Annotated in this window: 11 protein-coding genes and 4 pseudogenes; 11 read left to right on the top strand and 4 right to left on the bottom strand. The window is 44.3% G+C overall.

The genetic code is table 11. From position 1 onward, the window contains the following. Positions 1-397: 397 nt before the first annotated feature. The 11 genes and pseudogenes from J4617_RS22855 to J4617_RS00585 form a co-directional block, all read left to right on the top strand. Positions 398-1042: pseudogene (locus tag J4617_RS22855) on the top strand (RHS repeat-associated core domain-containing protein); the annotation flags it as partial. Between the two features lie 11 nt (positions 1043-1053). Next, entirely contained in the window at positions 1054-1422 is a 369-nt protein-coding gene (locus J4617_RS00545; protein WP_017466204.1) for a hypothetical protein, read from the top strand. Between the two features lie 87 nt (positions 1423-1509). Continuing rightward, positions 1510-1686, top strand: a pseudogene (locus J4617_RS22860) (RHS repeat-associated core domain-containing protein); the annotation flags it as partial. Between the two features lie 54 nt (positions 1687-1740). Beyond that, complete coding sequence (locus J4617_RS00550; RefSeq protein WP_223227885.1) at positions 1741-2196, top strand: hypothetical protein; 456 nt, start codon at positions 1741-1743, stop codon at positions 2194-2196. Then, positions 2196-2537 (top strand): hypothetical protein, encoded by a 342-nt coding sequence (locus J4617_RS00555; RefSeq protein ID WP_022544660.1) that lies wholly within the window; start codon positions 2196-2198, stop codon positions 2535-2537. Before J4617_RS00550 ends, J4617_RS00555 begins: the two co-directional genes overlap by 1 nt. A gap of 117 nt (positions 2538-2654) precedes the next feature. Further along, positions 2655-2877: pseudogene (locus tag J4617_RS00560) on the top strand (RHS repeat-associated core domain-containing protein); the annotation flags it as partial. A gap of 149 nt (positions 2878-3026) precedes the next feature. After that, positions 3027-3401, top strand: coding sequence for a sel1 repeat family protein (locus J4617_RS00565; protein WP_045900535.1), 375 nt, complete (start codon positions 3027-3029; stop codon positions 3399-3401). A gap of 371 nt (positions 3402-3772) precedes the next feature. Further along, positions 3773-4150, top strand: a complete 378-nt coding sequence (locus J4617_RS00570) for a hypothetical protein (protein ID WP_017466227.1) — start codon at positions 3773-3775, stop codon at positions 4148-4150. Positions 4151-4349: 199 nt separating this feature from the next. Continuing rightward, on the top strand, positions 4350-4847 hold the full coding sequence (locus J4617_RS00575; protein WP_022544658.1) for a hypothetical protein: 498 nt from the start codon (positions 4350-4352) through the stop codon (positions 4845-4847). A 139-nt stretch (positions 4848-4986) separates the two neighbouring features. After that, positions 4987-5181 (top strand): annotated as a pseudogene (locus tag J4617_RS00580) (IS1-like element transposase); the annotation flags it as partial. 130 nt (positions 5182-5311) lie between these two features. Further along, complete coding sequence (locus tag J4617_RS00585; protein ID WP_170908845.1) at positions 5312-6043, top strand: hypothetical protein; 732 nt, start codon at positions 5312-5314, stop codon at positions 6041-6043. Positions 6044-6170: 127 nt separating this feature from the next. Here the strand turns inward: J4617_RS00585 and J4617_RS00590 are convergent, their stop codons facing one another. From J4617_RS00590 to J4617_RS00605, 4 genes are read right to left on the bottom strand one after another with little or no spacing between them, the layout of a single operon-like run. Then, entirely contained in the window at positions 6171-6890 is a 720-nt protein-coding gene (locus tag J4617_RS00590; RefSeq protein WP_000586678.1) for a tetratricopeptide repeat protein, read from the bottom strand. A gap of 4 nt (positions 6891-6894) precedes the next feature. Continuing rightward, positions 6895-9006: a DUF4034 domain-containing protein gene (locus tag J4617_RS00595; protein WP_017466020.1), complete on the bottom strand. Its 2112-nt coding sequence runs from the start codon at positions 9004-9006 to the stop codon at positions 6895-6897. A gap of 10 nt (positions 9007-9016) precedes the next feature. After that, positions 9017-9733, bottom strand: coding sequence for a DUF1266 domain-containing protein (locus J4617_RS00600; protein ID WP_017466019.1), 717 nt, complete (start codon positions 9731-9733; stop codon positions 9017-9019). After that, entirely contained in the window at positions 9733-10935 is a 1203-nt protein-coding gene (locus J4617_RS00605) for a hypothetical protein (protein ID WP_017466018.1), read from the bottom strand. Before J4617_RS00605 ends, J4617_RS00600 begins: the two co-directional genes overlap by 1 nt. Between the last annotated feature and the right edge of the window lie 48 nt (positions 10936-10983).

Here is a 10983-nt window from a genome sequence, read left to right on the forward strand (position 1 = left end):
CATTTGCAAAAACACCATGTACTAATATGTCTGATAAATTGAGTGCTACACAAAGAGATTCTTTGCAAAATAATATCAAAAGGCAACTAAAAACAGAACGATTAAATATACTCGAATTTTTTAAAGAGCAAAATAGTTCAATCGTCTATATAGAAACATATGGTGCCGATGAGGCGTTTGTTTTTTATTCTGGAGATGAGTTTAAGGATGATTTTATCACAATATGGAGTGGTGCGGCTGAGATATCAGAGGAAAAAAATATAGAAAAATGGGTAAAAGATCATGTTCCATATATTCCAGATAGGTTGGCTCGATGTTTCGCATGGTACACAATCTATAGGCATGACTGATCTGAGATTTAAGATAACTTTGTCGACGTGCGGAAATATGGTGAATAGGGAACCTGTCGGGTGAGGAAAATCCGGCGTACCTGGAGCAGGTGATACGGCTGCCGGGGCAGCAATACGATGAGGAGTCGGGGCTGTATTATAACCGGCACCGTTATTACAATCCGGAACAGGGAAGGTACATCAAGCAGGATCCGATTGGGCTGATGGGAGGATGGAACCTGTACCAGTATCCACTAAATCCGATTAGCAGAAGTGACCCTTTGGGGCTGGTTAACCTTGGACAAGGTATCCCTGGGGCTAATGGTCCTACTTCGGTACATGCGAACCCTGGCCTGGAGGCCACAGATTTTCGGCCTGACCATGCTCCAGATCATATTCACTTAGCGAAAAATGATGGTCCTCGTGTAAGTACCGATACATGGAAACCTCTTTCTGAAGCAGATTCAACTAAAATGACAAAGGAACAAAGCTCATTTTGTAGAAAACTATCTGATGCAAGTAAGAAAATTCTAACTGCCAGGCAGAAGATGATTTTTAAATTTGGTAAGTTATTGAGTGCTGACCTTTTACTATTACAATATATATCAATGGGGGCTGCTCGAGAAGGGTGTTTGCGTGGGGATGTGTCGATGTGTGAGATATTCGAAAGGTTAGGTGGAGAAATTAAATATACTGGTGCGGATCCTGTTTAATAAGGTGGTTTATGAACAAAATAGAGTTTATAACATTAATGTCTTTTCCAATGGAGTGGTTAGACCTTGATATGTATCCTGATTTATTGTTTTTAAAACAACTTAATGGATATGAGGTTGGTCATGAGGATAGTTCGGATCATGATCGGAATGGCGCGTTTCATTGGTGGTTAAAGAAGAAACCATCTAAAGATGAATTGATGAAATTAGTTAGGTTGGCACTTATTGATCCCGACCAATTTTTATCGGAAGATATCATTCGATATATAAAAAAGTCATCACACTTTGATCGTGATGTCGATGCCCTTATCGAAAAGTTACGTGATGAAAAAACGCAGCAAACGAGGAGAGCCAGTAGAGGCATGCATCGTGACCAGTAGGTAAAAACCACCTATATTATCGTGGTTATTAGAGACTATCGCAGATGTTAATCGGCGTTAATAGAAGTATTGTATAAGTTAGTAGCATTTAATGAATGGGAAAACCTGTCGGGTGAGGAAAACCCTGAGCACCTGGAGCAGGTGATACGGCTGCCGGAGCAGCAATACGATGAGGAGTCGGGGCTGTATTACAACCGGAATCGTTATTACAATCCGGGATAGGGAATATATATCACGCAGGATCCTATCGGATTAGCCGGGGGATGAAACCTTTATAAATATCCGCTGAAGCCGGTCACAGATATAGATCCATTAGGATTGGAAACACTAAAATGTACTAAACCATTGCATTCACTAGGAGGTACGGGTAAAACAAGTGGCCCTGATATATGGGGTAATCCTTTATATCATCAATATCTTTGTGTTCCTGACGGGGAAAATGGATATGTTTGTGGTAGTCAGGATCAACGAGGAGAATGGCCAACTGATGGAATGTTAGGACCAGGAAAAGCGAGCAACGATACGAGAGAAGGTGCTATCCGGTGCGAATCGGTCGAACCAGATAATGATTGTATTGAAAGCTACCTAAAAGAAAAACTTAAAGGAGCAAGGCCTTTTTATACCGTATTACCCGACTGGATGTTCCCGATGAAATTTGGATTGGTCAATAATTGTCAGGATTGGTCTAATGATACTTTAAAAACATGTCAGATGAAATGTTCCGGGAATAATGCAGGACGGCTTATGAGATTTATTTTAACTGGAGTGTTATAATGAAACACTTTATTAGAAGTATAAAAATGATCTGGATAATAATGTCAATCTCTATATTATGTGTTTCTTTACTTAGACTTTCTCAGTTAGATTCAAATTACGATATAAGTGAACTGAATAGTATTATGATGTATGGGATGGTAATAATATCATTTCCGACAGGAATAATATTTGCTATTGTTTTGTTTTTATTTTTATTGTCTTTTGGTTTTATTTTTACAACCATTCACAGTGAATATGTTTTGACAGTGGCAATATGGGGGTGGTTTTTATTTGGTGGATATGTTCAATGGTTTTTTTTGGTGGGGAAAATGATAAAAAACGAGGAGTATCACAAGTGATAAATACGTACATACCTTATTCCTCACATCAAATTAAATAATAAAAGGAATTGAGTGATGAGCGGAAAACTAGCGGCGCGCCAGAACGACATGACTATGAAGGGCGGGAAAATCGTCCAGGGTTTAGCGGGGGCGCTGATTACCCCGGACAATACGGTGGCGTGGCGCGGGGAGTATGATGAATGGGAAAACCAATTGGGCCAGGAAAATCCGGATCACCTGGAACAACTGATACGGCTGCCGAGGCAGCAATATGATGAGGAATCGGGGGCTGTATTATAATCGGCACCGTTACTATAATCCGGGGCAGGGAAGATATATTACGCAGGATCCGATAGGGTTTATGGAGGGATTAAACCCGTATCAACGACCACTGGAACGCTTCAGAAAGCAGGAGATATAAAATAAATTTATATGATGAGGAAATAAATGCGATTTGTTATTATATTTATAATGTTAATAGTATCATTTTACACATTTGGTGGCAAAATGGCTAAGTCTAGAGACGGTAATAAATGGAGGTCGGAATCCACTTCCACCATCTATAATCTAACGGATGGGCAAAAATTCGAGCTTGAAAACAAATCGAAAGATGGAGACTCGGAAGCATCATTTCGATTATATCAATATTATTGCTTCACCATAAATAACATTGACGAACAATTAAGGTATTTGGAGATATCTGCATCTCAAGGAAATATCATAGCTCAATATAATTATGGTATTTATTTATCCAATACAAATCCAGCCTTTTCAAAGTATTATGATTTGGACAAAGCTATTTATTGGATGGGATTGGCTTCAAAAAATGGTGATATAGGTGCTCAAAACAAGCTACAAGAACTGAAAAAATTAAAGAATTAGCGATGATGTAAATATTTTTTATTATCAATGAGTTGTGTAAATTTTAGTCAAGAGGGACGGGCTGACGCCGGAGCAGATGACGGGGCAACTGGAGTCACACCATGAGCCGGAGAGAAAACTCCACCTTTGCCACTGTGACCATATTCTGATGGAAAAGTAGAGCATTGGGGGGGGGGATGTTGGTCCAAACAAGAAATGGATACAACTCAACCAGGGTCAATCTGGCCGGGATCTCAAAAAATGCATTGAACTAAAATGGGACTATTTGCAGAAGCACTGCGGATGCTGTGCTTTATGAATTGTCTACTGGTGAGAAGGTCGGCGGCAGAGAATATATTGAAAGATTTACAGCGAGCTTTAAGGGGAGAGTAATGGATAAAATGATTGCTGACTATGTGGATAAATTTAGTTCTTTTTCGGACTCTATATCAGAAACAATTGGGTCCGTTAATGAGTATTGGATTCCTGATGAGTCACCGTTGATTATGCTATTTTCGCAGATTGGTAAGTCTTTGGTAGCGATATTTTCTGAACTTGATTGTGTTAAAAAAGAGTTATTGTTTAAATATATTGAAGATGGAATAACTTCAGATAATGATGAATTAGCCACTGCCATAGCAACAGGTCTTGTTGAGGCAATAGTTACATCGACAGACGCCAATCAATATTTATGGGGGGAAATAGAGGGGTTGTTGGGAGTAAAATCTAAGGAACATGCTCTGGCTTGGAGGAATTTTGAGACACCATGATGGTATTTATTTAAATATGTAGAATCCGGTGATGACGCAAATTTATTGATAGTGATTGATTGTCAGATACCAGCTAATGATCTTATCGTGCCGTGCATTTTTTCTGACTTTGAAATATTGGTTTTGAAAAGGATGCCTATGCGACAGGGAATAAAATAAAATCTGATATGAAAAAAATAACTGATGCAGGTGATAATTTATGTCAAAAAAATTTTTCTCTATAATTATGGTCATATCATTCGTTGCGGCGATAACAGCTTGCCAGTCTTCCATTCCTGAATATGTCAGGAGTATCCTCAACGGGCACTCTATCCAGGATGTTTTGGTGTATATGAAGGGATTGCCTTTAGATAAAAGGTATGATTTTTATTATTATGGTACACGTGCTAAAAGACCATATCCATTATGGATGGCTGATGGTATTGCCCCTATGGGATCGAAGGCTATTCCTCTATTGAGAGACAAACTTTCAACCACAAATAGTTCTTTTGAAAAAATGACAATTATATATTTGTTATCTGTGATGTCAGTTCATGGTTGCTATGATGTTAAGTCTGACAGCGAATTGTTTTCGTTGGTTATGCAGAAGGAACGTGAATTAAATGATGATAATTATCATGATTATATCACTAATATGAACGATTTTTATGAGTTTGGAAGTTCTTTAAATAGTACAGAAAGAATAAAGTGTGAATAATGTGGTGTTTTGTAAACGACTCCATCCTCTGGGGCAACGTTTTGTGGAGGATGCAGGGGTAATGCCTTCAATCGATAGAGTTTATGGTAATGTACTGTTATTTTAGGTTTTCTATGGTTACTGTTGTCATTCAGATGAAATTTATCGTCATGGTCATAGTTCTTCCCGGCACGAGAGCTTTCGTTGCCGGTCATGTAGACGCGTTTTCCAGTTGTCTTATACCTGTGAAGCCCGTACGCCCGGCGTCAAAGAACACATTGTTGATATGGCCTTTGATGGTGCTGACGTGCGCGATACAGCAAAAACGCTAAAAATTGGTATCAACACCGTCATCTGCACATCTTAATAATTGACGCTTATTTAGCAATCATATCATGAGTTTTTTAATTGAAAAATACAATAATGCATGATGACAATATTTTATTATATAGTTTTCTACATATAACCCAATATTACTGCCGACTATGAATAGTTATAGATTAACTTTTTCTTTATGTTTACTGCGTTCGGCCATATTGTTTGGCATTATTTTAACAAGTGTTGGTTGTAATAATCAAAAGAGTAAGGCGTTGCTTCTACCTGTTGATTCTACGCAGTTTGCACAATTGGCTTGTTATTATAAAGATATTAATTCCGATGATAATATAATGGAGTTAAAATTACCAAGTGAATATAAAGAGAAAACTAACTTATTTAATCAACAGGAAATTAAGGTGCCGGTAAAAGGTGAGAATTTTCTTTCTCCGTATATTGGTGATGGTGTCCATTATTATGAATTAGGGTACTTTGAACATGATGGTAATACTTACAAATTGATAATTTATAATAAAATTGGAGAGTCTGATACGTTATTGCTTAATGTACAAATAAATAGTTATGATGCAAAAGGAAACCTGGTGGATGCTTTATTGCTTAGTAGCTTTTTTGCTTATGAAGATATCGTGCGTTTTTCTGATTTTGTCATCCGCCAGGATTACACAATAAGCATTGATAGTTGTGTTATATATAGGTGGTATGAGGACAGCAAAGATGGTCATCTTGTAACTATAAAGTTTAAAGATCAGGCGCCTCAGATTTATATAAAGGAACAATATCAAATGGAAAATGGTCGGTTCAAATTGATATCCAGAAATGAAGTATCACAGGGTAAAAAAAAGAAGCGAGCGTTAAATATACCATGCTTACGACATGAATAATTGTAATGGAGGTGTTAAGGTAATATGGATAGCAGGAAAGAATGAGGAACGTTATGAGAATTATAAATAGATTGTTAATTTCAATTGAACTCAGGTTAATCATAAAATTTCAGTTTCCGCGCCAGATTTATTCAACGCGCAGATAGTGCCCGTCGGCGCGGACATTTGCGCCAAAACCGCAGTCCACAAACGTATCGGTGCTGGCATCAATGGTTTCAGAAGAAAAAGCCAGCGAAATGTCGCAGTGAATATCATCGCCTTCCCGAAGCGCCACGATGGTTTTATCGTTTTCCAGCGTTACCGTTGCGGAGAACTCGCCGATATTGGGGCCGAAGTAGATCCCCATTAAACCGAACCAGTAACCCTGAAAATTAACCTGATAGCGTGATGGGGTGGGTAATGCCTTCACGCTAAGCACGTTCCAGGAGGCGCGCCCGGCATAGCGCCAGTATTCACCCGCCGCAAAAACCGGTGGCGGCAGGGCCGATTGCTTATCTTTGATCAGTTTCAGGTTGTAGATCGACTTGCTATCATTCGGCCTTAGCATCAGCCAGGCGCGGGCTTTACGCCACTCGCCTTCGCGTATCCAGGTTAGCGCCACGTTGTTGTAGGCCGTCGCGATGGCGCTGTCGTCAAGGGCGCAGCTTTCGCTCCATGCGGCCTGCTGTTCAAAAGCGTCGCGCGCTTTGGCATATTTTTGGGTCTTGTAAAGCTGTTCGCCCTGGCTGGCCAAAACTGGAATTTTTGCGCAGTCGGCCTCGATCTGCTGCTCCGTAATTTCAGCCCTGGCGGTGGCGCAGAGTAGAAGCAGGGCGCAAAGAAATAGAGATTTTCTTTGTATTATCACTCCATTACACCATTGAGTTGACCTGTCCCGGCAGCTCTGAATTCGGGATACGGACGGTATACCAGGCGAAACGAAAGCGTTTCCAGAAAGAATCGAAATGCAGGTGGTCCAGGCAGTCCATAACGATTTCATTATCCGGGTAAAGCGTGAAGGCAAAATGCGCCCAGCGTGCGCTTAGCTTCATATTAAACAGCGTTCGATCGTGTTTATTACCGTGCAGGCGCGATAGGGTCACCATAGCGTGTAGCGTGCCTTTGTTGGCCTCTTGTTGCACCAGTTCCAGATGCTTATGCGCCAGCGTAATATCCTTCACTTCAAAAATATTCAGCAGGAACAAGCCCCAGGCCTCTTTATGCCCGTACTGATGCGCCAGCCAGAGATTATCGAGCAGTTCTTTTTCATAAGCGGAACGTTTTTCGGTATCAGGTTCTTGTTTACTCAGACGCTGGTTGCAGATGCCGATGCTGAAATGAATATTTTGCAGGTCATTTTCATAGTCGGTATAGCCTCCGTTATCTATTAATTTGTACGGGGTGCTCTCGCGCAGCGCTAACTGCCGGTACAAAATCTCCGCCGCGCGCTGAAAATACCCTAACGCGATGGCAGGATCGTAAGGTAGTAGGCCGTTGTTCTCTTTATTATTATGTTCAAGGCCCAGCAGGTTTAGCGCGGCGGGTATATTTCTTTGTGCGCCCAGCTCTGCCAGCGGCACAAAATGTTCCGGGAGCCCGAACCAGTCGAAATTTTTAATCGCCGCCCGCCAGTTATGGTTATATTGAATGTCGGCGACGCTATCGAGCCAGGCGAGGCCTTGCGCCTCATCCTTTTCGAAACCCAATAACCCGGCGTACTGAAAGTAGCCACGACGGATTTTCGGCACTGCGAATTCCGTTTGCTGCGCATTCTGACAGAGAAAATTATACATCCACCAGGTGTCAGGAAAATCGCGCAGGGCGAACTTTATCGTGTCATCAGAGAAGTAATTGTTGAACTTAACTTTTTCCACGATCGAACGCTGAAGGGTTCGCCAGAGCGCGTCATTATCGTCCAGATCGCTATAGCAGACCCGCAGCCACTTCAGCGCGTTGTGGCGAGATTCCTGGATATGCGCTCGCAGGCTAATCTCTTCGGCTTTGGCGATAATGCGTTCCTGTTCTGCCGGGGAGTCAACCTCTTTGATGCGCAGATCGCGGTGATCGTCCCACCAGATCAATAGCTCCAGATGTTCACGTTCTGCGGCAGAAAGGTGATCGCATACGCTTGATTCCAGAAATTCGCGGATTTCCTCGTGAGACCCTCCCCAGCGCGGCATACGAAACGGGATATATTCATCCAGCACGTAAAATGCCGTCGGGAAAATAGCCAGGCAGACGGCGAGCCAGTATTTTTGTCCGGCATCGTCATTGCACTCCGGCAGCACGGACGGGCGCGGCAAATTTGGGCAAACCGCGTCGGCAAACGACAGCCCGGAATGGGCCATCAGCGCGTCCACCTCCTGCGGTGAATGGCGATGATATTCAGCCAGATCTTCCATTAATGGCTGCCCGGCAACATCCGCGCCCTCGAGGAACTCAACCAGCCAGTCGGGCTGGCCGAAGACTTTTGAGTTGGTGCTGGTCAGGGCCGCCGCCATCCACTGGCGCGGTTCACAGTCGATAGCATTGAGCACGGCGATGACCATCCGTTCGTTGCAGGCGGCGGCGCAGATCCACATCGCTCGGGTGGTTTCTCTCGCCCAGCCATAGCTGCGATACAGCCACGCACGGTGATTCCAGTATTGCGCCTCGGCAAGCCAGGCGTGAGTGGAGCGGGGACGAGCGCGCTGCCAGTTTTTGATCAGCGCTAATCCTTGCGGCCCAGCCTCAACCAGCGTGTCCATATCGTAAAAAGGGTTGTCCATTTGATTCCAGGCGAAGAAATAGCGCTTTTCCGCTTCGCGGCTGGTAAAGCTCTCCGTCAGCGCCTGGTTGTAGCGTTCGTCCAGTTCGTCATAGCGTTCTTCGCGCAGCAGGCCGGAAATATCGGCGATATGCCACTCTCGTTGCCCGTCATTGAGGGGATTTTTGTGGTTGCACATCTCAAACATAGCGTTGAGCAGACGATCATCCTGTTCCATAAAGCGTCCTTTAAATCGGCTCGAAAATTTTGAATTCATTCCACGGCAGTTGTCGCCAGCGGCTGACAGGGTCTTGCAGATAATGGGTGGCTTCCTGTAAATCCCGTCCGGCAAGCGCTGTTGGCGTGTCACGTAGCGTGAGCCATACCCGGCGGGCACGAACGTAGGCGGTGGCGTAATCCTCCCAGGAATCAAAACAGTCCTGAGCGCGCTGGGCGTTGAGCAATAGCACCAGCCAGGCCTCGTTTTCGTTACACCAGCCGAGCCCGGCGATACAGCGGGTCAGAAAGGCGGTGCGCATACAGTCGAAGGCCAGCGCGTCGCGGACCTGGCCCTGGGCCGCCAGATGATGATAAAACGTGCGCGGCGAGCTGCCGATGCCCGCAGGCCAGCGGCGTAAGATATCCTCAACCTTGTGGCGTAACGCCGCGCCGTCGAGGTTTTCGCTCAAGCCCAGCTCTTTTTTTACCTGCTGCGCCAGATAGCGGCGTTTGTCATCGTCAAGTTTAAATACCAGCTCAACGCCTTTGATCGGTAGCCCGTTGCGCCGGGCGAGGATATCAGCTAGCGCCAGCGCCCGTTGCCGCCGTCGGGTATCGCGACGCAGGTCTTTCAGGCGATCTTTTTCTTTCTCCTCGGCGATACGGGCCGCAATCAGCGGTTTGTTTTTTTTGTAGTTGCGCCAGCTAAAAAATAGGGCGGCAATAATAAGAACAATCCAGAACATTATTGCACCTCCTTGATGACAGGAAGGTAACGCGTGGTTTGTAGCGTCAGGCTTTCAATTTCGAAAGGTTCGCTACTGGTGTTTTTTCCGGCAAGCGTAGGGTGCCATTCATGCCGTGGAAACAGCATTTCCGCAGCCGTCGCCACGTTAGGGTCAACAACCTGAAGGTAGCGCAGCGCCTCCGGGGCGCTGTGCAGCAGCAGCCACTGTAAAGCCACCGGAGGCGTAGGGAAGTGCTCCATTAAATGAAAATTGTCATGCAGCACATTGAGCAGAAAATTGAGGTCATGAATATGCGTAATAAATTTCCAACCTGAATATTCCGGCGTCGATTCATAAACTATTCCCATCCCTTCGCAATCGGCGTGGCGCTCAGGAAGTGGTTGCAGATGGCGTAACAGAGATAAAACATCGTTAGCATATTTCTTAATAGGATGGCGATTTTGCTTACCTTTAATCTGATCAATGCTCAGGCCGTTATTACCAACCACCAGGCTTATTGTAACGTGGGGAATATTATTGCCGTCGCGCAGGCTGAACAGGCGAAGTTTCTGTTGTTCAATTTGCCGGGCGTAGTAATTGCCGTAGCCGCCGGAAAGCGCGCCTTTATTATCAAAATCTCCGACGCAGTGTTGCATATGCCAGGATTCATACGCCATCTCACTGCGCAGGCCGGGGTTTGTTGCATCAAGCTCAACCAGTACGCCGTTATTCACCGTCATCACCGGTTTTAGCGCCTCGCTGTTGGAGGGATACCAACCTTGTTCACGCAGGCGCTGCATTTTTTGATGCTCCGCTTCGCGCATTGCCAGCACGGTAAAGCAGTTGATGCGCTGTAGTTTAGTTTCCAGCCGCGTTCCTTCCTGACGCAAAAGAAATTCCACTAAATCTCTTTCCATTGCCACGAGTTGCGGGTGCTGAACGTTAAGGTAGTAAAAGCGCTCATCGCCACCCAGCTTTGGCGCCAGCCAGGCGGGGATTTCTGCATCAGCGCTAAAATAAACGGCATAATCGGCGACGGAACGCACAGGATAAACATGAGGAAAGTCACCGATGATCCAACGATAAAAATGGTTGCTTAACCAGCGCTGGATAATTTCGCTGTCGCCGCGTTGTTGGCTCCGGGAAAAAATAGACGATTTTACATTTGGCGCATTTATTATATTGCGTGGTTTATAGCGGTGAGATGACGTTTCTGTCATAAAAATCCATGTATAATTAAGCTGGTATTATGTTTATGTATTTTTAGA

The sequence above is a fragment of the Salmonella sp. 32010601201800023SM genome (assembly GCF_017572235.1).
Lineage (GTDB): Bacteria > Pseudomonadota > Gammaproteobacteria > Enterobacterales > Enterobacteriaceae > Salmonella > Salmonella enterica.

What these genes read in the sequence shown, in the direction of transcription:
- J4617_RS00545 (WP_017466204.1), top strand. Translation starts at nt 1,054, where the DNA reads ATGAACAAAATAGAGTTTATAACATTAATGTCTTTTCCAATGGAGTGG.
- J4617_RS00555 (WP_022544660.1), top strand. Translation starts at nt 2,196, where the DNA reads ATGAAACACTTTATTAGAAGTATAAAAATGATCTGGATAATAATGTCA.
- J4617_RS00565 (WP_045900535.1), top strand. Translation starts at nt 3,027, where the DNA reads ATGGCTAAGTCTAGAGACGGTAATAAATGGAGGTCGGAATCCACTTCC.
- J4617_RS00570 (WP_017466227.1), top strand. Translation starts at nt 3,773, where the DNA reads ATGGATAAAATGATTGCTGACTATGTGGATAAATTTAGTTCTTTTTCG.
- J4617_RS00575 (WP_022544658.1), top strand. Translation starts at nt 4,350, where the DNA reads ATGTCAAAAAAATTTTTCTCTATAATTATGGTCATATCATTCGTTGCG.
- J4617_RS00585 (WP_170908845.1), top strand. Translation starts at nt 5,312, where the DNA reads ATGAATAGTTATAGATTAACTTTTTCTTTATGTTTACTGCGTTCGGCC.
- J4617_RS00595 (WP_017466020.1), bottom strand. Translation starts at nt 9,006, where the DNA reads ATGGAACAGGATGATCGTCTGCTCAACGCTATGTTTGAGATGTGCAAC.
- J4617_RS00600 (WP_017466019.1), bottom strand. Translation starts at nt 9,733, where the DNA reads ATGTTCTGGATTGTTCTTATTATTGCCGCCCTATTTTTTAGCTGGCGC.
- J4617_RS00605 (WP_017466018.1), bottom strand. Translation starts at nt 10,935, where the DNA reads ATGACAGAAACGTCATCTCACCGCTATAAACCACGCAATATAATAAAT.